Annotated in this window: 17 protein-coding genes and 1 pseudogene; 10 read left to right on the forward strand and 8 right to left on the reverse strand. The window is 41.2% G+C overall.

The window, feature by feature from the left end; all coding sequences use genetic code 11:
* Positions 1-54 precede the first annotated feature (54 nt).
* A complete protein-coding gene (locus tag V7K56_RS10260) occupies positions 55-936 on the reverse strand; it encodes an Npun_R2479 family HD domain-containing metalloprotein (RefSeq protein WP_334910087.1) in 882 nt (293 codons plus the stop codon).
* 538 nt (positions 937-1,474) lie between these two features.
* On the opposite strand from V7K56_RS10260, the gene V7K56_RS10265 reads away from it, so the two are divergent.
* From V7K56_RS10265 to V7K56_RS10275, 3 genes are all read left to right on the forward strand, one after another.
* Positions 1,475-2,932 (forward strand): efflux RND transporter periplasmic adaptor subunit, encoded by a 1,458-nt coding sequence (locus V7K56_RS10265; RefSeq protein ID WP_334910089.1) that lies wholly within the window; start codon positions 1,475-1,477, stop codon positions 2,930-2,932.
* 85 nt (positions 2,933-3,017) lie between these two features.
* A complete protein-coding gene (locus V7K56_RS10270; RefSeq protein WP_334910091.1) occupies positions 3,018-6,149 on the forward strand; it encodes an efflux RND transporter permease subunit in 3,132 nt (1,043 codons plus the stop codon).
* The gene (locus V7K56_RS10275) at positions 6,118-6,495 is read left to right on the forward strand and encodes a hypothetical protein (protein ID WP_334910093.1); all 378 of its coding nucleotides are present in this window, start codon (positions 6,118-6,120) and stop codon (positions 6,493-6,495) included. Before V7K56_RS10270 ends, V7K56_RS10275 begins: the two co-directional genes overlap by 32 nt.
* 526 nt (positions 6,496-7,021) lie before the next feature.
* Here V7K56_RS10275 and ilvD read toward each other — a convergent pair.
* The 5 genes from ilvD to V7K56_RS10300 form a co-directional block, all read right to left on the reverse strand.
* On the reverse strand, positions 7,022-8,707 hold the full coding sequence (ilvD, locus tag V7K56_RS10280) for a dihydroxy-acid dehydratase (protein ID WP_334910095.1): 1,686 nt from the start codon (positions 8,705-8,707) through the stop codon (positions 7,022-7,024).
* 600 nt (positions 8,708-9,307) lie between these two features.
* Positions 9,308-10,471 (reverse strand): calcium-binding protein, encoded by a 1,164-nt coding sequence (locus V7K56_RS10285; protein ID WP_334910097.1) that lies wholly within the window; start codon positions 10,469-10,471, stop codon positions 9,308-9,310.
* Positions 10,472-11,864: 1,393 nt separating this feature from the next.
* Positions 11,865-12,581, reverse strand: a complete 717-nt coding sequence (locus V7K56_RS10290; protein WP_334910099.1) for a calcium-binding protein — start codon at positions 12,579-12,581, stop codon at positions 11,865-11,867.
* A 1,650-nt stretch (positions 12,582-14,231) separates the two neighbouring features.
* On the reverse strand, positions 14,232-14,696 hold the full coding sequence (locus V7K56_RS10295; protein ID WP_334910101.1) for a calcium-binding protein: 465 nt from the start codon (positions 14,694-14,696) through the stop codon (positions 14,232-14,234).
* A gap of 168 nt (positions 14,697-14,864) precedes the next feature.
* A complete protein-coding gene (locus V7K56_RS10300; RefSeq protein ID WP_334910103.1) occupies positions 14,865-17,978 on the reverse strand; it encodes an MFS transporter in 3,114 nt (1,037 codons plus the stop codon).
* A gap of 541 nt (positions 17,979-18,519) precedes the next feature.
* On the opposite strand from V7K56_RS10300, the gene V7K56_RS10305 reads away from it, so the two are divergent.
* From V7K56_RS10305 to V7K56_RS10330, 7 genes and pseudogenes are all read left to right on the forward strand, one after another.
* Complete coding sequence (locus V7K56_RS10305) at positions 18,520-19,815, forward strand: histidine kinase (RefSeq protein WP_334910105.1); 1,296 nt, start codon at positions 18,520-18,522, stop codon at positions 19,813-19,815.
* Between the two features lie 141 nt (positions 19,816-19,956).
* Positions 19,957-20,424 carry a BON domain-containing protein gene (locus tag V7K56_RS10310; protein WP_334910107.1) on the forward strand — a complete coding sequence of 156 codons (468 nt, stop codon included), beginning with the start codon at positions 19,957-19,959 and terminating at the stop codon, positions 20,422-20,424.
* A gap of 188 nt (positions 20,425-20,612) precedes the next feature.
* The gene (locus tag V7K56_RS10315; protein WP_334910109.1) at positions 20,613-21,047 is read left to right on the forward strand and encodes a CAAD domain-containing protein; all 435 of its coding nucleotides are present in this window, start codon (positions 20,613-20,615) and stop codon (positions 21,045-21,047) included.
* A 343-nt stretch (positions 21,048-21,390) separates the two neighbouring features.
* Positions 21,391-21,798, forward strand: a complete 408-nt coding sequence (locus tag V7K56_RS10320) for a hypothetical protein (protein WP_334910111.1) — start codon at positions 21,391-21,393, stop codon at positions 21,796-21,798.
* Between the two features lie 175 nt (positions 21,799-21,973).
* Positions 21,974-22,240: a hypothetical protein gene (locus V7K56_RS10325; RefSeq protein WP_334910113.1), complete on the forward strand. Its 267-nt coding sequence runs from the start codon at positions 21,974-21,976 to the stop codon at positions 22,238-22,240.
* A 233-nt stretch (positions 22,241-22,473) separates the two neighbouring features.
* Positions 22,474-22,668: pseudogene (locus tag V7K56_RS37030) on the forward strand (hypothetical protein); the annotation flags it as partial.
* A 195-nt stretch (positions 22,669-22,863) separates the two neighbouring features.
* Entirely contained in the window at positions 22,864-23,103 is a 240-nt protein-coding gene (locus V7K56_RS10330) for a hypothetical protein (RefSeq protein WP_334910115.1), read from the forward strand.
* 194 nt (positions 23,104-23,297) lie between these two features.
* On the opposite strand, the gene V7K56_RS10335 is transcribed toward V7K56_RS10330, so the two are convergent.
* Complete coding sequence (locus V7K56_RS10335) at positions 23,298-23,600, reverse strand: muconolactone Delta-isomerase family protein (RefSeq protein ID WP_334910117.1); 303 nt, start codon at positions 23,598-23,600, stop codon at positions 23,298-23,300.
* 132 nt (positions 23,601-23,732) lie between these two features.
* Positions 23,733-24,356, reverse strand: a complete 624-nt coding sequence (locus V7K56_RS10340; RefSeq protein ID WP_334910119.1) for an NAD(P)-dependent oxidoreductase — start codon at positions 24,354-24,356, stop codon at positions 23,733-23,735.
* Positions 24,357-24,487: the final 131 nt, after the last annotated feature.

Below are 24,487 nucleotides of genomic sequence, written 5' to 3' on the forward strand. Positions count from 1 at the left end.
AATTGGATAGTGGCGTTGGATGGAGGAATTGAATAATTTAATTCTTGGATGTCCCTAACTCCCAACTGCTAATTTCTCTAAATACCGCTGCTGTTCTTCCTGTTGTTTTTGATGTTCCACAACAAATACGTTTGAGTAGAGATTAGCAAGAATTTGTTTTCCCTGTTGCGTCAATGATAGGTAATGCAGTCCTTCTTGGATATAAGGGTAGACGCCATTCCAGTAAAACTTAGCGTAGTTGTTACGCAAATCGGCAGGAGTTTTATAGCCCAAAACTTTATTTACACCAGTTTCTTCAAATTCGTAAAATAAAGAAGTAATTTTCTTCAGGTAACGCGGGTCGCTTAGTTGACCAATCAAATCAGCAGCACGCACTAATCCTGCAAAGCACTTCGTATCTTGATGATCTTCTGCCGCAGGCACGGGAAATCGAGTCAATTCAATATTGCTTTTAATTGCCTCAGCATCTATTAACTTGTGACCTCCAAAACGCTCATCAATAAACAGCTTGGCTCTATCAACATGATACGGTGTCAGACTGGCATCAGAAGCGCCAGCAGCCACAGAAATCATTTTGCCATTTTTACCTGTGGCATATAAGTTTGCTGTTTCTCGGTCTTGTCGGCAAACTCCCTTAACATAACCAATATCATGACTGACTAAAGAAATAATACAATGCAACCAGTCTTCACTAGAAACACCGCCTTCCCTGATGTGTTTGCCACGTAAAATTTCTTGTCCTACCAGGGTAACTAAAACAGTGTGTTCAACATTGTGGTAAAGGGCATCGCTATTGGCAATGTTTTCCAAAGCCATGTTACCTGCCCAGGCGATAATGTCCTGATAATCATTTTTAAAGCAGCCATAAGTGCGGCGATAGCCCTCTCGAATTTCATTTACGAAGGCATCAATTAAAATTTCAGTGGCATTGAACATATCTGCTTACTCTGGTAAATATCAATTTTTTATTGATTTGATTGATTTCAAAATTCCATAATCAAGGCTACCTTGCTGGAATTCCTTTGTAACTCACGTGTAGCTGTAGACGCTAGCTTTATCCATGTTTGGATACACGGCTTCCTGACAACACAAAGGCTTTTGATTGATTACGTATAAAAATAGTTTCCTGGTGTACCAAGGTACATAAATACTTTCGATTCTAATTAGATAAATCTAAATGAACTATATCAGTTTTTCATATTTAAGCATTGGTTGACAGTGATCTAAATACAAATGGTATGTGACATAGAGTATCTCTATAAGATGAGAGAATTTTTTTATCATAATCTACATAAAATTTATTATCATTTTTTTAGTAATTTCTCTGAGGGATAAAGTTATATTATATACTATTGCAGATAAAAGACATTTACTATGAAATGCGTCATAGTTGATATCGAAGTAAATAAACTTCAAGTTTTCTTAAGAAAATACCAAGATTTGGTATGCAAAGACAGAAAGTAGAGGTGAAACTGTGAGCGATGAAAGTCTTTCAGAAGTTGAGGTGGAAGAAGCTATAACCTCTGAAGATAGAAATTTTTTGAGCATATCAGATCAAAAACAAACTAGGGCATGGTTGAAGCCATTATTTTTGGGTACTGGTTTAGGAATTGCGATCGCTTTACTTGCAATGAGTGTATTAAATCGTTTTCCATCCCGTCAAAAAAGTCCGGTAGTGGATAAAAAAGTTAACCCAGCGATGACAGTCACTATCGCCACAGTAGAAACTGCTCGTGTTGTCCGTACACTCAAAACTACCGGGACTGTTGCTGCGAGTGATTTAATTCCGGTGCTACCGCAAACAAACGGTTTACAAATTAAAAGTATCCTGGCAAATGTGAAAGAAGGAGCTTTAGTCAAACAAGGTCAAGTGTTGGCAGTGTTAGATGGTTCCATACTGCAAAGCCAAATTAGCCAAGCAAAAGCAGATGTGGAATCGAAACAAGCAGATGTAGCATCCAAACAAGCCGATTTTGCATCCAAGCAGGCAGATTTGGCATCAAATAGAGCAATAGTCCAGCAAAAACAAGCTGATTTAGCTCAAGCTAAGGCGAGGTTAGAGGAAGCAGCCAAAAATTATCAACGCTATCAACAACTTGCTGACTCTGGGACGATTAGCAAACAAGAACTTGATACTCGTTCTTACAATGTGAAAACTGCCATTGAAGTTGTGAACCTGTCCCAAGAAAATATACGTAGCGCTCAGGCTAATATCCGCAGTGCCCAAGCCAATATTAATAATGCTCAAGCGATCGTCAACAAAGCCAAAGCCGATGTCAAGAGCAGTGCTGCTAAAGTACAACAACTACAAACTCAGCTGGGACAAACTGTGGTACGTGCGCCGGTTTCAGGAGTAATCGTCGAGAAGCTGGCTAGAGTCGGTGATGTCACTGGTGTACCGCCGCAAACTCAGGTGGGAACGGTGATTGGTGGCACACAAAAGCTATTTTCGATTATCCGAGATGAAAAGCTAGAACTTCAGGCGAAAGTGCCCGAAACTCAAATAACTCAGGTGAAAATTGGTGCATCGGTGCAAGTTACTTCTGATGCCGATCGGCGGGTGCGATCGCAGGGACGAGTCAGGGATATACAACCACAACTCAACGATCAAAGACGTGAGGCGACAGTGAAAATTGACTTGCCGCCAACAACTTTACTAAAACCAGGAATGTTTGCGAGTGCTGCAATTACAACTGACTCAGGGATGAAAATGGTAGTGCCACAAAAAGCAGTACAGTCCCAAGCTGACGCAAGTGTAATTGTATTCATCTTATCGGGTGAAAATACAGTCAGTAGCCAGAAAGTCGAGTTAGGAGATCCTGGTAATAACGACACAGTGGAAATCAAGAGTGGGTTACAGCTAGGCGATCGCGTTGTACTTGATGGTGCAGGCTATCTCAAAGATGGCGATCTGGTTCGAGTTGTAGATTGAAAGGAATGGGAATAAAGAATCGGGAATGGGGAAAAATAACCAATGACCAATGACCAATCCAAAATCTCAAATCTAAAATTTCCCGATGTCTTTTAATATCTCAGCCTGGTCGATTAAAAAACCTGTTCCGACGATAGTTTTATTTTTAATTTTGACAGTAATGGGTTGGTTCTCCTTCATATCCTTGGGGATTGATACTAACCCAAATATTGATGTGCCAACAGTTTCGATCAAAGTCACCCAACCAGGTGCAGGTCCAGCAGAACTAGAATCCCAAGTGACGAAAAAAATTGAAGATGCCGTTGCAGGGTTGGGCAATATCGATTACATGATTTCCACCGTCAGCGATGGGAGTTCTCAGACAACAATCAATTTTGTTTTGGGTACAGATAGCGATCGCGCCACTAATGATGTCCGCAATGCGATCGCTCAAATTCGCCAAGATTTACCCCAAGATATTAACGATCCAATTGTGGAACGCTTAGAATTTTCTGGCGGCCCAGTGATTACTTACGCAGTTAAATCAGATCGGCGTTCTGTAGAAGAATTAAGCAATCTCGTAGACCAAACTATTAGCCGTGCCTTGTTGGGAGTTCGTGGTGTAGCACAAATTCAGCGCGTGGGTGGTGTTGACCGAGAAATTCGCATTAATCTTAATCCAGACCGCTTACAAGCTTTAGCGATCACCGCCACTCAGGTAAACGACCAAATCCGCGCTTTGAACATTAACTTACCTGGCGGACGTGCCGAAGTTGGTGGTAGCGAACAAAGTATCCGTACTTTAGGAAGTGCCACCAGCATTGATATTTTGAAAACCTACGAAATCGTCTTACCACAAAGTGGTTCCGTACCATTATCTAGCTTGGGAACTATAGAAGATAAATTTGGTGACGTGCGCCAAGCTGCCCGCTTGAATAATCAACCTGTGGTAGCTTTTCAAGTCTTGCGTAGTACTGGCAGCGTTCTAGTGACTGTGGAAGAAGGAGTGAAAGCAGCAGTCAAACAACTGGAAAAAACCCTTCCTCCAGATGTGAAGCTGGATTTAATTTTTACTAGAGCCGATATTGTCCGCCAATCTTACCAAAGCACCATTGATGAATTGATTCAAGCTTCGGTGCTGGCGGTCATCGTTATTTTAGTGTTTTTGCGGGACTGGCGAGCAACATTAATTACCGCCATCACCTTACCACTATCAATAATTCCCACCTTCGCAGTGCAGCAAGCTCTTGGTTACACCCTCAACAACATGACTTTGTTGGCATTAGCCTTGGCGGTGGGCAATTTGGTCGATGATGCCGTTGTCGAAATTGAAAACATGGAACGCCATATCGCTATGGGCAAGTCAGCTTGGGAAGCTGCTTTTGACTCTTCCGACGAAGTAGGATTAGCGGTAATCGCAAGTTCAGCAACGATTATTGCAGTATTTCTGCCCGTTGCCTTTATGGGTGGGATTCCAGGGCAATTTTTTCAACCATTTGGCGTTACCGTTGCCGTTTCCACGATTTTCTCAACTCTTGTAGCGCGGATGGTTACGCCGATGATGGGGGCGTATCTTTTAAAGGAGGAGAGTAGAGGGGCAGGGGGGGCAGGGGGAGTAATAAAATTCTTTAACTTTAAATTTACACTTCCAGGTAGGAACTGGGGAAACAAAAAACTTAGAATTGAAAAGCGTCCTGGCTTTCAACCTTATAGATCGCTTTTACAGTGGGCGTTACGCCATAGATTGACAACAATGGCGATCGCTTTCGCTTTTTTTATTGCCAGTCTGATGCTAGTTCCTCTAATTCCCAAGGGTTTCGTTGATGATGGTGATTTCGGAATTTCTAACGTATCTATAGAATTACCTCCTGGTTCCACTTTGTCAGATGTTAACAAGGTAGTCACACAAACAACTGATATCATCCGGCAAAACCCAGTAGTTGAACGTGTACTAGCAACCGAAGAAATCAATTCTGCCAGTCTTGCGATTAATCTTAAACCCAGAAAGGAACGAAATATTTCTCAAAAACAGTTTGAGGAACAAGTGCGTCCTAACTTTGAACAAATACCAGGAGCGAGAATTAGTTTTCAAAGTCAGTCACCGGGTGATAGTCGTAAAGCTTTATCAATTGTCCTCAGAAGTGAAAATCCCGAAGCATTGAATCAAGCTGCTGATGCCTTAGAAAAGCAGATGCGATCCATAGCTGGATTGGTAGAAGTAGCTTCTACTGCAAGTTTGGTAAAACCAGAGATTTTGATAATCCCGAACCTGCAACGGGCAGCAGATTTAGGAGTGACAGTGCAAGCGATCGCTCGGACTGCTTCCCTTGCCACCATCGGCGATAATGAGGCGAACTTAGCGAAATTTAATTTAAGCGATCGCCAAATCCCGATTCGCGTCCAAATCGATCCGCAAGCGCGGGCTGATATCAACACAATCACAAATCTGCAAGTCCCCAGTCAAAATGGTAGATTAGTTTCCCTGGTAGCAGTGGCAGATATCCGCTTTGGTAGCGGCCCTGCTACTATCAACCGTTACGATCGCGCCCGTCAAGTAGCTGTAGAAGCCAACTTACAAGGGATTTCTTTAGGAGAGGCAGTCCAGACAATCAATAAACTACCTGTGATGCAAAACTTACCGCCAGGAGTAGTACAGCAACCATCAGGTAGTGCCAAAATTATGCAAGACATTTTCGGGCGCTTTGGCGGTGCGTTGGGGCTGGCATTAATGTGCATCTATGCAATTCTGGTGCTGCTATATAACAACTTCCTCCATCCACTATCGATTATGGCAGCATTACCCTTTTGTTTAGGCGGCGCATTAGTAGCGTTGATGGTTGCTCAAAAAGCCTTAGGAATATATGCCCTGATTGGTATCGTGTTGCTATTGGGGATTGTTACCAAAAACTCGATTCTGTTAGTTGACTATACAATCATCAACATCCAGTCAGGTAAAACTCAGCGTCAGGCACTCGTAGAATCGGGTGTGTCACGTCTGCGCCCAATTTTAATGACTTCTCTAGCAACGATCGCCGGGATTCTGCCCTTAGCATTAGGAATCGGCGCGGGTTCTGAAATTCGCCAACCAATGGGAATTGCCATTATGGGCGGTTTTACAACTTCCACTCTATTGACATTGGTAGTAGTGCCAGTGATATTTAGCTATATTGATAACTTCCAAACTTGGATTATGGATACATTGCGCTATGGCTTTGGCAAAAAACCATCGCGCCAATAATTGTAGAGACAGCGATTTATCGCGTCTCCTTAACCGAATCGTATTGCTTTTGCCCCTGTACCTATTGTGCGATCGCATTTACCTAACCAACAAAAATTACTACTCATTGAAATGGCGATCGCAAAACTTACTATTGTTATCAATTGTGGTGTTTCTGTCTATTAGTATTAGTATCACAGCCATAACTAGTTACAAAATTGTTAAGGGGTTGTTGCTTGATAGCCTTAAAGAGCAAGTACTGTTAAAAACACACCAAAGTCAGGATGATATTGATAACTGGTTAGCCATTCGGAAGACAGAAATTAAGACTTTAGCAAATTCTGTTATGGTGCGATCGCTATGTTAAATACGGGATGCGATCACTATTTTGAAATATAAAAATGAGTAAGTGCGATCATTACTATGAAACATTCCAACAAACCGCTATTTTGAAACATCACAACAACAAGTGTGATCGCCAGCATTTAACCAGTTTCTGTTACTTCTATATTTAATTAGAATTGCACTGTTTGTCTCAAAAAGTGCATACCTTAGTCAAATTGAAGAAGGCAGCTATGCTGTTCTTGCTGGAGGCAGAAGGTTTTTTTTCAGAAGGGGATTCAAACCCCTCACGCCAGATGCTCCATTTGGGGAAACCCCAAGACCGCACTGGCTCCTGAAAAGGAGCCACCAAATTGAAAATTTGGTGCGGTGTTTCACCTTGTTCTGACGGTACGAGCAGGAGTTAGGAGTCAGTTTTCCTCCAGCAAGAACTGCCTCCTAACTCCTGCCTTCATTGATAAAAGTGCAGGAAAAACATTACTTTGAATGAATTGGAAAGCCTACACTGTACCATCAGGTCAGTATAGGTGATTCAGATCATGTCAGGTTAATTAAAACAAGTCCAAATCTGTCACAGCACCAATACTGCTAGAAGATACTAATTTGGCATATTTCGCCAACACGCCTTTAGTGTAACGTGGAGCGGGGGGTTGCCAGTTAGCACGACGACGGGCCAATTCTTCTTCAGATATATTCAACTCCAATAAACGAGCGGGTGCATCAATAGTAATACTATCGCCTTCTTCAACAAGCGCGATCGCCCCACCAACTGCCGCTTCTGGAGCAACATGACCAACGACCATGCCGTAAGTACCGCCAGAAAAACGTCCGTCGGTAATTAATCCTACAGCATCACCCAAACCTGCACCGATAATTGCTGAGGTGGGAGCCAACATTTCTCGCATTCCAGGGCCGCCTTTAGGTCCTTCGTAGCGGATGACGAGAATATCACCTGCTTGAATTTTACTCGCCAAAATTGCATCTAAAGAAGCTTCTTCCGATTCAAATACCCTTGCAGGCCCAGTAATTACTGGCTTTTTCACCCCGGTAATTTTGGCGACAGCCCCTTCCGTTGCCAGATTACCTCTGAGAATCGCTAAATGCCCTTGAGGATACATCGGGTTATTCCAAGGACGAATCACATCTTGATTGGCAGATGGTTCTTCCGGGATGTCTGCTAATATCTCTGCAATGGTTTGACCGCTGATGGTAAGACTATCCCCATGTAATAAATCATGCACAAGTAACATCTTCATTACTTGCGGAATACCACCAGCTTTGTGCAAATCTGTAGCGACATATTTACCACTTGGTTTCAAATCACACAAAACGGGAACGCGGGCGCGGATAGTTTCAAAGTCGTCTATAGTTAACTCTACATCAGCGGCGTGGGCGATCGCTAAAAAGTGCAGTACTGCATTGGTCGAACCACCGACTGCCATAATCACAGAGATGGCATTCTCTATAGATTTGCGAGTGATAATTTGGCGGGGTAAGATTTGTTTCTTGATGGCTTCGACTAACACAAATGCTGATTTTTCCGTACTGTCGGCTTTTTCGGCATCTTCTGCCGCCATTGTCGAGGAATAGGGTAAACTCATCCCCAGCGCTTCAAATGCTGAAGACATGGTATTAGCTGTGTACATACCACCGCAGGAACCTGCACCAGGACAAGCGCGACTCTCAACTTCTAGTAATTCTTTGTCGTCAATTTTTCCAGCACTGTATTGACCAACAGCTTCAAAAGAACTGACAACAGTTAAATCGCGTCCATTATAGTGACCGGGTTTAATTGTGCCACCGTAAACAAAGATAGCAGGGATATTCATCCGGGCGATCGCCAGCATTGCCCCTGGCATATTTTTATCACAACCGCCAATGGCCAGCACACCATCCATACTTTGTCCAGTACAAGCGGTTTCAATGGAATCGGCAATCACTTCCCGCGACACTAGGGAATATTTCATCCCTTCAGTTCCCATCGAAATTCCATCGCTAATGGTAATTGTGCCGAACACTTGCGGCATCGCTCCGGCGGTTTTAATCCCAACCTCTGCCCTTTGCGCCAGTTGATTTATCCCCATATTACAGGGAGTGATCGTGCTGTAACCATTGGCAATGCCCACAATGGCTTTATTGAAATCTTCATCTTTAAAACCAACTGCACGCAGCATAGCCCGATTAGGCGATCGCTGCACCCCTTGCGTTACAATTTGGCTTCTTAAATTCTCCGACATCTTTTTTCCTTCCGTGCCATCATCGCAACTGTTGCGATTGTATTACCTGATTTTCTCATGCCTGGGCGATGCGATCGAATATAAGTAATTCTCTATGTTTCACCGTGTCTTTTGGTCAGCCTTAATTAAAATAAATCTTCATCTAAGCGTTTGTATAAAATAGGCATGATTATTGTGTGTTAGACATCTAGAGTGCCGGAAATACTAGGGATAACAATACGAATTTAAATATGAAAAAAAGCCATTGCCGCAAATTGAGGCTCTGACTTTCTACGTTTATAGCTCAGTATATTGATATTGATTTCGGTGCAAAGCTGGAGACACTCTAACTTTGCACCAGAGTTTTTCTTCCAAATTACAGCAAATTGCAGGTAAGTGAGGTACAACCAGGGCTGATTCATCAAGTATAAAGAGTTTCTACCTCCTGACTTCTGCCTCCTGCCTTAAAACCCGTAACTTTGTACCTCATGCAAATGAAAACTGCTGTATATCTGCCTTGAAAATAGTGACTAGGGATTGAGGGCTGGAAAGAAATATTTTCATTCTCTAGTGCCTTCTGCTTTCTGCCTCCTGACTTGAAAATAAGGCAAGAATATTAAATTAAAGGATGAGGTCACTTGACACTAATTGTGGTGCTCCTATAAGCCTAATTTCAAAATTAGCTGACAGATTTCCATCAGTGTTACTTTGCAGAATACCTTCAGAATAACGGATTTGACCGGGTGCGGAGAATTGACCACTGCCAATGAAAGTGAAAGCTTGGTTGCCCTCAAGAGTGGAGTTGGCATCGATAGTAGATAGATCGATTTGATCACCTGGCAAACTATCGTTTCCAAGAAAGTCAGCGATTAAGTCACGTGACGAAAGTAGACTCTCAGAAGTTGAGTTGTACTTGAAAATATCATTACCCGATCCTCCAATGAGAATATCTTTGCCAGTACCGCCAGTGAGTATGTCGTTGCCACGACCGCCTTTAATAGTATCGTTGCCACTACGGCCGTCAATAGTATCGTTGCCAGTACCGCCAGCGTTAATAGTATCGTTGCCACTACTGCCTTTAATAGTACGGTTGAAATTGTCGTTAGCACCAATGTCAACAAAACCGCCGTCTTCACCAGAGCTAGTACTAACGTCGCCAATCCCCAAACCGCCATCACTAGTTGTGCCATCTGTGCTGGTACTGATACCCTCATCGCTATCATTAAAAGTACCAGAAAGGATAATGTCGCTTGCCACTAGTTGTGGCGCTCCTGTAAGCTGAATCTCAAAGTCAGCCGACAGATTACCATCAGTGTTAGCTTGGAGAATACCTCCTGAATAACGAACCTGACCGGGTGCAGAGAATGCGCTAGCCCCAATGAAAGTGAAGGCTTGGTTGCCCGCTATAGTGGAATTGGCGTCAATGGTAGATAGATCGATTTGATCGCCTCCAAAGATGCCGTTTCCAACTCCAGCAAAGTCAGTTATAACATCTTGTAAAACACCAGGTTGACTCTCAGAAACTGAGTTGAACTTGAAAACATCGTTACCCAATCCTCCAGTGAGGCGATCGGTTCCAGTACCGCCAATGAGGATATCGTTGCCCGCTCTGCCGTCAATCGTATCGTTGCCTGCTCCGCCGTCAATCGTATCATTAGCAATGAATGTGTCTCCGCCGTTAATACTATCGTTGCCATCAAATCCGTTGATAATATCACCGAAATTAAAAAAATCATCTCTACCGGACAGATTGTCAGGACTATTAGTACCGTTAATGGTTGACATAGCAAGTTTCTCCTAAACTTAGAGGATAAAAAAATTACCTCGTCACTTCCCTATCAGAAAACAGCATTGCTAATTAAGAGGATGAATTTCCTTTTCCCCCAAAGGAGCAAAGGAAACTGTTTCAAATATTGAATTTTGAAATTTCACATTTTTATTCAGCAACGCTGAGAAAACAAGGTGGAGAAATAACGAGTGGGAAGATACAGTAGATTGCAAGTTAATGAAGTACAAAAATACCCCACCCTAACCCTTCCCGTATGTATTGGGGAGGGAACAAAATTTCTTATTTCCCCCTTTATAAGGGGAGCCACTGCGTTGGGCGGCTCTGCCGACTTGTTCGCTCTTAGCGTTCCCGTTCGCGCAGCGTCTCCGTCAGGAGAAGGGTAGCAAGTGGCGTGGGATTAAAGGATGTAAGGATGTACTTCATTTAGATGCAAAATGCTGTATAACAAATTAGACCTGTTCTAATCAGGTCTTTGCTGTTAAACCTGAAGATTTGAGAAGCACTGGATGTATTAATGATGTTGGCATCAAAATTGATTGTGCCAAGAGTCATTTTATGTCTTTGTGCTTTATATCTTTACAGTTTCTAGTGGTAGGCTGCTAGAGAACAAGCAGATCATCTCCTACGGAATTGCATAGGTTTTAGGACATTTTTACTTTATCTATAATCACAATAGTTATAATACTACCTTCAAGCGAGCTTTTTTCTTTTTATAACAAATAATAATAAACTCTCTTTTATTACTCTCGACAGAACCTGTCTGAACAAAGGTTTCAAATAGTGTCGGTTTTGCCTATTGAGATTTGTTTAGTGGTTTCTGTCGTTAATGTATAATCAAGTAATTAACTAATAACTTAAAAGCCTTCTTGAGTGATGTGATCGCTGCACCCCTTGCGTTACAATTTGGCTTCTCAAATTATCCGACATCTTTTTTCCTTCCGTGCCATCATCGCAACAGTTGCGATTATATTACCTGATCTTCTCATGTCTGGGCGGTGTGATCAAATATGAGTAATTCTCTATGTTTCACAGCCCTAATTGAAATAAATCTTCATATAAGCGTTTGTATAAAATAGGGATGATTATTGTGTGTTAGACATCTAGAGTGCTGGAAATACTAGGATAGCAATACGAATTTAAATATGAAAAAAAGCCATTGCCGCAAGTTGAGGCTCTGACTTTCTACGTTTATAGCTCAGTATTCAGTATATTGATATTAATTCCGGTGCAAAGTTGGAGACACTCTAGCTTTACACTAGAGTTCTTCTTCCAAATTATATCTGCCTTGAAAATAGTGACTAGGGACTGAGGGCTGGAAAGAGATATTTTCATTCTCTAGTGCCTTCTGCCTTCTGCCTCCTGCCTTATTTTCAAGGCAGGAATATTAAATTAAAGGATGAGGTCACTTGACACTACTTGTGGTGCTCCTATAAGCCTAATTTCAAAATTAGCTGACAGATTCCCATCTGTGTTACCTTGCAGAATACCTTCAGAATAACGGATTTGACCGGGTGCGGAGAATTGACCACTGCCAATGAAACTGAAAGCTTGGTTGCCCCCAATAGTGGAGTTGGCATCGATAGTAGATAGATCGATTCGATCGCCTGGCAAACTACCGTTTCCACGAAAGTCAGTGATTAAGTCACGTGACGAAAGTGGACTATCAGAAGTTGAGCTGTACTTGAAAATATCATTACCCGATCCTCCAGTGAGAATATCTTTGCCAGTACTGCCAGCCAGGGTATCATCCCCATCACCGCCGATGAGAATATCATTACCCGATCCTCCATTAAGAATATCTTTGCCAGTACCACCATTCAGGCTATCGTTGCCACTACCACCGTTAAGAATATCGTTGCCAGCATTACCAACGAGGTTATCGTTGCCACTACCAGCATTAAGAATATCGTTGCCAGCATTACCAAAGAGTTTATCGTTGCCACTACCAGCGTTAAGGATACTGTTGCCACTACCACCTATAAGGGTATTGTTGCCACCACCAACGTTAATGATATCGCTCTGACCATTATTGTTACTACTGCTCTGACTATTAGATCCGACACTAATACTGCCGCTACCGGAGGAGATTGATATTGCAGTTGCCATTGATGAGTTTCTCCTAAACTTAGAGGAAAAAAATTACGTCTTTACTTCCCCATTATAAAACGGCATTACTGAATTAAGAGTATAAATTTGGTTTCCTTTCAAAGCATAAAATAAACAATTTAAAACATAGAAGTTGGGAATTTCACACTTTCATTTAGCAATGCCGACAAAAAAAGGTTAAAAGCTTGCAATTAGCAATATATTATTGAACCAAACCTGATTGGAACAGGTCTTGATTATTAAGTTTGAATATTTGAGAATATTTGAGAATATTTAAGAAGTAATGGATGTTTTTGAGGATGTTTAGATCAAAATTTCACTAAAACTCCTTTGATGTCCTAATAACTTATGTTTTCATTCATTACATCTGGAAAGTACTAATGAATAAGTAGACTTTAGCCTACGTAATTATATAGATTTGAACAAAATATTCCTGTATTAAGAATAACAACACTATAGTACTACCTTCAGCATAATTTTTCTTTGATAAAAAATAATAGTTAACTTTCTTTTATCCTCTCACCATAATAAAATCGAAAACTTTTGTTCGGATAGGGTTAATTTTGCATATTAATATTTGTTTAGTGGTTTTTATAATTAGATATAACAAATAATTGCCAATAAGTTAAAAGCTTTGTTAGACGCATGACCCTAAGAAAAGCCAAAGATTTGTGTAACTTGAATTCGTTCCCAGTCTTAAGACTGGAAATGTATTTCCAGAGGGCTGCTGCCTATGGTAAAGTCACTGGAGGTGAAGCCTCCCAGGATCAGAGCTGTATTTTAACTTAGTGCTATTCCCTTGTTAGATCAGTGCGTAGGCGTAGCCCGTCGTAGACATCGCTGCACCCCTGGCGTTACAATTTGGCTATTGTGGTATCATCACAACTGTTGCGATTGTATTAACTGATTTTCTCATGCATACGCGGCACGATCAAACCTTGGCAAGCATTGTTAATTTTCTATTTTTTAAATGTGCTTCTGTTAGGTGCAGCTAATATGAGCGGCTTTGTTAATATTTAACTGTGCTTGATTATAGCAATATCATTTTTGACAAGTTAAAGCCGAGTACATTTTCTCACAGTTGGAGGATATTTGGCTTTGCCGCTGAATTATTCTTCAATATTAGATTTCTTGCATAAATCATAAATAAGAACTCTACTTCTAAGCGCTTGCTCTTAGAAGTAGAGTGTGAAGCGCTTTTGCAAGAGGTCTATTAGATTAGAAGATGATATCGCTTGCGCTACTAGTGGTGGTGCTTTTGTCAGTTTAATTTCAAACTCAGCCGACAGATCCCCATCAATGTTAGCTTGAAGAATACCTCCTGAATAACGTTTTGATTTTATTCAGAATCACAACACTATAGTATTACTTTCAAGCCTACTTTTTTCTATCTATAAGAAAGAGTAATTAACTTTATTTTATTTCTCTCGCTAAAACAAAATCTGAAACCTTTGTTCAGATAGGGTTGGTTTTGCTTTTTGAGATTTATTTGGTGATTTATCTAGTTATGTATAAAAAATTATCTCTCTTTGCAACTATTCAATTATCAAAATTATGCATTCTGTCTTATTTTCAAGGCAGATAATATTAAATTAAAGGATAATGTCGCTTTCCACTAGTTGTAGCGCTCCTGCAAGCCGAATTTCAAACTCAGCCAGACAGATCACCATCATTACTAGCTTGGAGAATACCTCCTGAATAACGGATTTGACCGATTGTAGAGAATGCGCGACTGCCGATAAAAGTGAAGGCTTGGTTGCCCTCTTTAATGGAGTTGGCGTCAATGGTAGATAAATCGATTCGATCCCCTATGAGGATACCGTTTCCAACAAAATCAGCGATCGCATCCTGTAATAAACCAGGTTGAGTCTTTAAAACGAAGTTGAAATCGAAAACATCGTTACCCGATCCTCCAGTGAGAACATCAGTTCCACCAACACCAGTGAGGATACCACCGTTACCAAAATCACCGCTAATCGTATCATTGCCAGATCCACCAATAAGGCTATCGTTGCCAAATCCCCCTACAAGGCTATCGTCACCAGAACCGCCGTCAATCTTATCGTCGCCAGAACCGCCGTTAATCGTATCGTTCTGTTTTATTACTCTTGCCATAACGAAACATGAAATCTTTGTTTAAAAAGGTTTTTTTCATAAATATCGGAATAACAAGGTCATGGTAGTACAGACGATAGTACTTATTTTTATAAATAAAAAAAGTGGCATTCATTTATAAAGACTGAATACCACTTTGTATTTCTCTAAATTCCTGATAATGATATTTTAGCCAGGTAAAGTTATCCCAGTCACAGCGATCGCACCTGCAATCGCACTGGCGCAAAGGGAAGTAATCGCTGTCCCAAATATCCACCACGCAGCATTTGCAACGGTTTTCTTGGTTTCTTCAGCTTGCTTTTTAGATTGCTCTTGAATCGCTTTCAAGCGTTTTTGAGTTTCTTTTTGGATGCGTTCGGCTCGTTGCAATACGCCATCTCGCGCCGCTTCTATTTGGCTAATTATGCGGTTAGCATCCGCCTCGGAAATATCTTTACGAGAACTCAATACAGCAACTAAGGTGTCACGATCAAATTGACTAAGGCGATCGCGCAATGCTTCAAATCCGGCTTGCGGATCGTCGAACACTTTCGCAAAGTCTTGCTTAATTCCTTCATAGTTGAGTTCAAAACGATCCAGGGAGTTGAGATAGTTGCGAACTTTCGCAAAAACTCCATCTAACACTGATTGCACTCTTTGCTGAATCTGCTGGAATTGTTCGACAATCGAGCTGCGAACAGAATCAATTTGATCCACAATTCGGTTAGCTTCCTCTTCTGAGATATCCTCACGTTGGGATAATAGCGCCACAATTGTCGAACGGTCAAATTTCGCGGCGCGATCAGTTAAATTGCCAATTCCAGCACGAGGGGAAGACAGCAGCAATTGTAAATCGCGTTTGATTCCTTCAGGATTGAGTTCTTCTTTGTTGGTATTACGCAGATATTCTTCGAGATTGGCTTCAAAATCTAAAGCTTGTTGAGTGGTACGCTTGGCTAAACGTCGTGGCGCTCTCAGGATATCACCAATGGCATCTTGAGCGCGATCAATGATCTGATTAACCTGCTCTTGGCTCAAGTCTCCGCGTTGACTGATGAGTTTAACTAAGGTTTCTCGATCAACATTAGACAAGCGATCGCGCAGTGCTAAGGCTCCAGCTTGAGGATCGTCGAGTAATTTTTCCAAATCGGCTCTGATACCTTCTGGATTAAGTTCTTCCAAGTTGGTATTGCGGAGATATTCAGCGATCGCTTTTGTAGTTTTTTCGTACTGTTCCTTTGCTTGTTGCGGTACTTGTAAAATACTATCTCTGACTGCTTCGAGCTGATCGAGAATTTGGTTTACCTGTTCTTCGCTCAAATCTTGACGCTGACTGAGCAATTGTACTAGGGTATCGCGGTCAAATTGTGATAGGCGCGATCGCAAAAGGCTAATTCCGGCTTGGGGATCGTCTAGTAAAACTTTAAACTCGCGTTTGATAGCTTCGGGATTGAGTTCATCTTTATTAGTATTCCGCAGATAGTCTTCAACTCTTTGACGCAGTTCATCGGCTTTTGCTTTTGCTTGTTCTTGCAATTCTCTAGCACGATTCAAGAGATTATCGCGGTTGCGTTCGAGTTGACTAACAATATTATTAGCTTCCTCTTCGCTGATATCTTGACGCTGACTGAGTAATTGGACAAAAGTATCGCGGTCAAATTGCTCAAAGCGGCTACTTAAATCTTCAAAACCAGCTTGTGGATCGTCTAGCAACTTGCCAAAATCCCGTTCAATACCTTCGGGATTGAGTTCGTCTTTACCTGTCGAACGCAGATAATCTTCGATACGGCTGCGGAAATCTTGCCCTTTTTCTCGTGTTTGGGCCTGTTTAACAGTTTCTAAAACTTCCAGGCGATCGCTTTCCATTTGTTCAGAAATTTCTTTCACTCTGGCTTCACTAATATCACCCCGCTGCTTTAGTAAGTTGATGAAATATTCTTGATTAATTTCTTCCAACTCCCGTCTCACAGTTGTTGGATCTGCATTTACGTCATAGATGACTTCTTTAAATTCATCTACTAGGGTCATTCGGTTAAAGTGCCAAGGGAACGAATGCAATATGTAGTCTTCTACATCTGCCTTAATCGTGTTTTCCAATGATATTGGCAATTTTGCAGATACTTGCTCAGTTGCTTCCTCTTTAAACTTTTGAAGTTGTTCTGTGATTTGCTCGACATCGACATCTTGAACTTTTTCTTTCAGTTTTTGCAACTGAGTTGTAATTTTGTTCACATCGATATCAGAAAGGTTTACTCGTTCCAGAACTGCTGGTGCAACTGCACTCAAACCATACTTAATAGCTTGCTTGATTACACCATTGCCATTACCGCCTCCGATTGTAACCAGTTGTTGAAGCCGTTCGCCCAATTGCTCAGAATTAAGTTCTTCAGGAGTAGCAGACTTGAGTAAATTAATTACTTGTTCTGTAGGATTTTGACGATTTAAAGCTTGTTGCCATGCACCTTCAAATTGATCAGCAATGCTATTGATATCTTCTTTAGATAAATCACCACGGCTGCTGATTAAATCAACAAATGTTTGGCGATTAATGTTTTGTAAAAGGTCGCTGTTAGCAACAGATTGCAAATTTGTATCCTTTAGAAGTTGGTCTAATTGACTCCGAATTTCTTTAATATCAAATTTGGGCAATTCCAGAGAGCTTAAAGAACTTTGGAGCGTATTTTTAATACCTTCAGAATCAAAACCTGAAGTTAATTCCCGTCGGACTGCGGCTGTAATATCTTCAGCAGTAGAAACTAATTGTTTTTTTGCACTATTAGTACCGATGCCAGCAGTTGCCGTGCCCATCAAAGTTTGAAAACCAGAAGTGACAGTATTAGATATAGAACCAATTAAAGAGCCTACCGCCGACGAACCCAACCAAATTACTAGTGAAAAATAGGTAGACCAAATGACTACACCAATAATTGCTCCTAAAAATGCGCTTTCGATTAGGCTCAGTTTTACTGCTAAAAAACAAGCAATAAATAATGCGATGCTAACAGTTATTAACGCCCAAGTACCAACTTTAGCTTGACCTTTACGAATTGTCTTACCCAAACTATCATCAGAATCTGAGTCAATTTCCCAAGATGAAATTCCGACAGCAACTGAAAAGTTTGTCAATAACAATTGAAAAGCAAATGCCATCAAAACCCCAGCTAGCAGTGCCACTAACAATTTAGGCCCAGAAAAAACTACTGATGTTTCTTCTGGAGTTAGTAGTTCCTGAGCTAAAGTTATTGGTGCTAATCCTAAAGGTAGCCAATTCCATCCCCAAATAGTTAAAACACCTTGAAACATAGGATTTTCTCACTTTTACTTAATCAAATACCCATTTATAAAATGGCTTGTTTATCAGCTTAATTATCGTTTATGTCAGCTGGCACTTTCTTAGGTAATAGGTTAGTTGTCCAAAAGTCGTATTTAAAAATATAAATAAATATTTTCTTATATATTCTTAAATAAAATTTATTATTTATTTAATATTTTATCAAAAAAAATTTGTTAGGTAAAAGTAAATTTAATAAAACTGTATCTATAGATATAGCAGGTTTTGGGTGGGTGAGTTACAGTAGCAAATGCTAGAAAAGAGGTGCTTCTTAGTATCAATTTTATTGAGTAAACCGAAAGCACAGAATAATTGTTATATAAACTTAATAAAAGAAAATAATTTTCTAATTGAATTTAGTTACTAACTTTAGATAAAATCACCTATATCTAATGATAGAGACAAAAATTCTTCCAAGCGATTGATGAAAAATAAATAGAAACATGTATTAATAAGGCTAATTAGGAGCTATAAATTAGTAAATAATTGATTTTGGCTGAGGAGCAAAGAATAATGGTTGTAGGTGTAAATAAACGTGCTGTAGGTGTATTTTCTCATCGTCGAGATGTTGAACATGCCCTACATGAATTAAAAAAAGTTGGCTTTGATATGAACAGAGTTTCTGTCATTACACAAGATGGAGACAGAGACGATATTGCTGGTGCGGATGTGAGTGATCGCGTTGGCGATCAATCTGATGAAGGTGCTAAAGTTGGAGCCGCTACAGGTGGTGCTTTGGGCGGCTTGGCTGGCTTATTAGTCGGTCTTGGCACTTTAGCAATTCCTGGAATTGGGCCAATTATGTTGGCTGGAGCCGCAGCAACTACCCTAGCTACAACTCTTGCTGGCGCTGGTATTGGTGCAGTAGCTGGTAGTTTGCTTGGTGCGTTAATTGGTTTAGGAATTCCTGAAGAACGAGCTAGAGTTTACGACGAGCGTGTTAGACGAGGACACTATTTAGTCATTCTCGATGGTACAGATGCAGAAATCCTAAGAGCAGAAGCAATTTTAAATAATCAGGGTGTGGAAGAGTTTGGTATTTACGACCATCCAGATGCGACAAATGCAGCCACTGGTTATGTGACTCCAGCTGCAACTGCGGGTTATACAACTGCGGGTTATAGTGGTGTTGCCAAACGTGCGATCGGGGTATTTTCTCATCGTCGAGATGTTGAAGTAGCAATTACAGAATTGCGAGATGCAGGTTTTTCTTTGAATCAAGTCTCCATCATTGCTAAAGATACAAACGGTCATGGGATCGGTGGTGTAGATGTAGACAGAAGTGTTGGTAGTGGCAATAAAGCAGATGATGGTGCAAAAGCTGGAGCCGCTACAGGTGGTGTTCTAGGCGGCTTGACTGGCTTATTAGTTGGACTTGGAACTTTAGCAATTCCTGGGATTGGGCCCGTAATTGCAGGTGGCGCAGTTGCAACAACTTTAGCGACAACATTAGCTGGTGGTGCGATTGGTGCAGCCGCCGGAAGTATTGTAGGCGCACTGGTTGGCTTGGGAATTCCTGAAGATAGGGCGCGAGTATATAGCGATCGCTTCCAAAGAGGCGACTACTTAGTAATTCTTGATGGTACGGAAGCTGAAATCCACCAAGCTGAAGCGATTCTCAAGCATCGAGGTATTGAAGAATTTGCAATCTATGATGCCACAGAGATTAGTGAATATCGCCCAGGTTCCGACCGAGTAAGCGATCGTGATGCAGCAGTAGTCGATCCCATTCGCCCCAATTACTCAACAGACACTAATAGAAACGATCCTTCTGTAATTATTGTCGATCGTCGTGATGAAGTACTTTAACCGAAAGTAGTTTTCACTTACACTAATTAGACAAAATTGCAGGAGCAATAATTTGAAAACTTTGCTCCTGAATAAAAAACTTGCTCCTCATTTTTGCCGTAAATATCAACAGATTTCACTTTCGGATTCAAAATTAAACCAATGAAAAAGCTAACTCCCTTTGTAATTAGTTGCCTTTTAGTGTTTGGTGTTGCTGCTTGTGACAACACTTCTAAAACAAGTGTATCTGCTCCCAATAATCCTAATGAAACTCCCCAAACACCAAGTGCAAAAACAACAGAAGCTTCTCAAAAAGACGCGCAAAGTGAAGTTCGTAGAAGACAGTTAAATGAGGATATTCGCGCCCGTGAACAGCGCAATAATACCACTGGTGGCGATACAAAAAGAGCTAAAGCTGACTTAGAAAGTGAAGTTCGTTCTAAATTGGAGGCTAATATACCCAAGAGTCAACTAACAGTTAATGCCGCAAACGGTGGTGTTGTCACAGTCGCCGGAACTGTCACCAATCAGCAGGAGTTGGCTAAAATTGAAAAATTAGCTAAGGAAATTAAAGGTGTTACTAGTGTAGTTGTGAAAGCAACTGTTGCCGCACCAACTAAAACTAATTAGGGCAGCTAACAATAAATTTAATTGAGCAGGTAGGTATAAACAGATTTAAATGCTCCTGCTAAACTTGAGTGGTCAGTAATAAGTTTAACTGACCACTAATATTTAACAACTGACGACCCTAATAACTATAATTTATTGATGCTCAGTTCAGTTATACAAAATCTTGTAGTATACCAAACATAAAAACTATGGAAACCGAACAACAGCAACGTGAATCCATCAATGCTTCCTTATCACAAAATACGCTAGCACTTGAAGGTGCTGATGCTGCAAACTTACCAAAGTTACCACCAGCATCCGAACCTGAATCTCAATGGCAGCAAATTAGCAGACAAATTTCTCAATTTTTAGAGCAACTGCCCCAATACCTAAGTGAATTTTTTCAGAACTATAAGCAGCCTCTAATAACTGTTGCTTTAATTTTGGCGGCGATTGTTACAGCTAGGCTAGTACTAGCATTACTAGCTGCAATTCATGATATTCCACTACTATCACCACTTTTTGAGTTAGTTGGAATTAGTTACACCAGTTGGTTTATTTTCCGTTATCTATTGAAAGCTTCAACTCGGCAAGAATTAGCCGATGAAATTCAATTACTGAAAAACCAATTTGTGGGCGAGTAAATTTAATCACTATTAAAATAGGATTGACACGGGCAACTAGAATTCGCAGCTACACAAACTCTCGTCCGTCTCTGCGGGCTTGGGTAAAACTTTGTATAGTTGCAGTTTCTAATTGCCCTTTTAATGTTAAGTTGCCTTCAACTAAAACCTTGTTATACCAAAAAATGTAAATTCACAGTATTTAACCGGACTCAATTTTATTCTTTTGGATACATCAAAAGATAGAGAATATAACATTATTTTTAAATTTAAGTCACTTCTCAAGATAGTAGCTCGGAGAAAAAAAACAGCCTAATCTGGTTTTTGAAGTTATTTAATAGATTCTTTAACGAGGACATAAATTATGGCTAATGAAGCAGTTAAGAGAGATACAGATTCATCCGATAGAGCGGAAGTTGATAATTATGATCGCGGCATCATCCCAGCTGAAACTGCTGCTCGAATGGAAAGAGAAGGAGATAAGTACAAAACACTCCCCACAGAAGAACAGGAAGCAGATGCACCTACGGATGACCAAACCGATCCAGAAAGTATACGCACCACTGACGGCTATACCGTGGACAGAGAAGGTTTGTCTAATAACTATGCAATTGAACCGGAAATGTATTACGAAGAACCGGGTGATGCAAGCCAACAAGCGGCAGAAGATAAGGAAGAACGTATTGAAGAACTTGGAGAAATCAATCAGGACGAGGAAGGCAAGTTGACAGATAGGGGTGACAGCCGAGGTAGAGGCCCAGGAGTAATTTAATTAACAACTTGCTTTTACTGGGTGCAATTACACGTAAGAAGGCTAAATAAGTGGTTTCTAGAGACGCAATAATTGCGTCTCTAATTTTATGGGCAAATAAAGCACAACCTGACATATCAAAATTAAGCAAATAAAAATACCGTATAATGCATTGACTATGTAGTGAATTTTTGTAATGATATTCCTCTACACAGATAGTGTATTGAGCATCGGCTTGTACGGGTTGTCCATCAATGCTCAAAGATTCAAGCTGATTTTGGGAATTACTATAAATTGCCTGAATACCTTTGCTGACCTGAAAATAACAACTTTCACCGGGTATTTTGTTTTCTGCGTGGGAGAATCGCCGCTGACAAAAGATGAAATTACATTTTTACGCGATCACACAGGAGGGCAACTATTGACTTGGAATCAATTTATTGAAGCGATACTAGTGATTTAAAGAGCGATGTCTACGACGGGCTACGCCTACGCAGCTTGAGCATCTTTCGACAGAACAACTCAATATGTTGAATTTTATTATTATAGAGATCTTTTATGTAGCATCTTATACCAATTAAAAATTCAAAATGACGCTCGCGGACTCGCTAACGCTGCGCTAACAAAATTCATGCATTAAGAAAGCCAGACAGAACAAAGGTATGTCCGTATGTATCTGTCGTATTCTTTTTTCAAATTGGTATTAGCTCTGAATTGTTGACATTTTATTTTATTCCTCATGGTCATTGCTATCTTTGGAAACCCAGTTTAGTTTCGCTACACGTTATCTCTGATGGACTCATTGCCCTATCTTATTACTTTATTCCCATTACACTCTTCTACTTCGTTAGCAAGCGTAAGGATTTGCCTTTTAATTGGATTTTTCTACTAGTAAATTAAGCGATCGCATCCTCGATAGTAGGAAACTAGGTTGAAATTGATTGTTTTTATGTAGTATAAACGTTCACCTTGAAAGGGCTAATCCTATAGGGTTTACATCCTATTCTTGCACCACTGCACAGAGTCAAAGTTAATGCTGTCTTTGCCATACATCGTTGGTAATTTGAGGAGTATTGGCTGACCTGTTTGCCGACAATCACAGGTAATACCAGCATCTATGCTGATTGTAATTGCCAATTTGGTTCACCTGCAAAAATTATCAATACTCTGTTTACAGACATTAGCTTACATACTCTAACTGATGTTCCATTCCAAACCTGGTTGCTTTTATTCATGGGGTGCTATTGCAGTGGCGATAGTTATGAAGAGTTCTGGCAAGTTGACGGTGCGATCGCCAATACTTTATTCCCTGCTACCATCAGCTAAGTTAGTTGATTAACAACTAAAAGGGACTGGGGACTGAACTCCAGTTAGGACTCACCGTGGCTTTAGCCACGGTGAGGATGGCAAGATAGCATATTGATCAGCGTTTTTGCTTTTCTTATTGCCATTCGGCCGACAAACACACAAAGCCCGAACGCCAACCTTTGTTCGCTGGAGCGCATTGTTAAGCGGTGCGATCAAACGGACTTCTTCGCGAATGCTGGATACGGCGCGAGCGGTAAGATCTGGTAGTCAGCGTAATCAATCTTGATCAGCGGAAAGCTGTCGATCATCTTTTGCAGATGCTCTGGTGACTCCGCTTCAAAGAGAACAGCTGCGCCGCGGTTTTTTGTGTCTAGCGCCCACACTTGACGCAGACCTCCCTCTCCGTAAAGCACTTGCGCTTGTGCCTCCTCTTCGAGTTCCCGTTTTTGGAAGTCAGAGGGCATTCCGTCAGTCTCGAATTTCTGTTTAGGCGTGAAGATGACAAGATATTGCATAGGACACTTCTGTTTAGCTTGCTTGATTGTGAAAACCGGACAGGAAAGGAGGCATACTGCATGGGAAAAGCAGATGCCAAGCCTCAACGAACACGCTGCTGACCGCAAAAAGAGAGCGTGTCCGAAGAGTTCTTAGCTATTTGCGATAGTAACGGCTTGATGGAGGTATTCGTTGTTGTCAAGCTGGACAAGCATAAAGGCAGCCAGGTCAGCACGTGTAATTTTATGGGCTTTCTCGCCCGTTTCGGTATCAAAGACTCGAACGTTTCCCTTGGCAGGGTCGTCGTTGAGGATGGCTGGGCGAAGAATTACCCAGTCCAGACCGCTCGATTCAACAGCGGACTCCATTGCTGCTTTATCCTTGTCCGCGCCGCGCAACAAGGTCGAAACAAGTAAGCGCTCATACAGGGTGGCATTTGCCTCACTCTCCCCTTCGCCAATCATGGAAGTTACCACGAGACGGCGCACGCCGTTTCGCTTCATGGCAGCGATGATTGTGTTGGCTGCACTCGATTCGAGCGTAGTTTCCTTGTAAGGCGTTTTGCCACCAATCGTGTCAACAACAGCGTCTTGACCGACTGCTGCTGCGTCCATCGTGGCACTGTCGGTAGCGTCACCTTCAATAACGCGAACGTCTGAGACCTCGTATTCATCAGCTTTGTGAACGAATGCCGTGACCTGATGTCCAGCGGCCACAGCCTGTTCAACTACAGCTCTACCGGTCTTGCCAGCAGCTCCTATGACTAAGACTTTCATGTTTTAACGCTCCTATGTTGTAACACTTAGTGAGTTTTCCGATTAGAGAAATGCGGCTTTGATTAAGACTGTCTCCCTATTTTTGACATCCCTAGTATGATTTATCAATTCATGCAGATAAAGATAGTTTT

Source organism: Nostoc sp., from assembly GCF_036917535.1.
In the GTDB taxonomy this organism is placed as follows: Bacteria; Cyanobacteriota; Cyanobacteriia; order Cyanobacteriales; family Nostocaceae; genus Nostoc.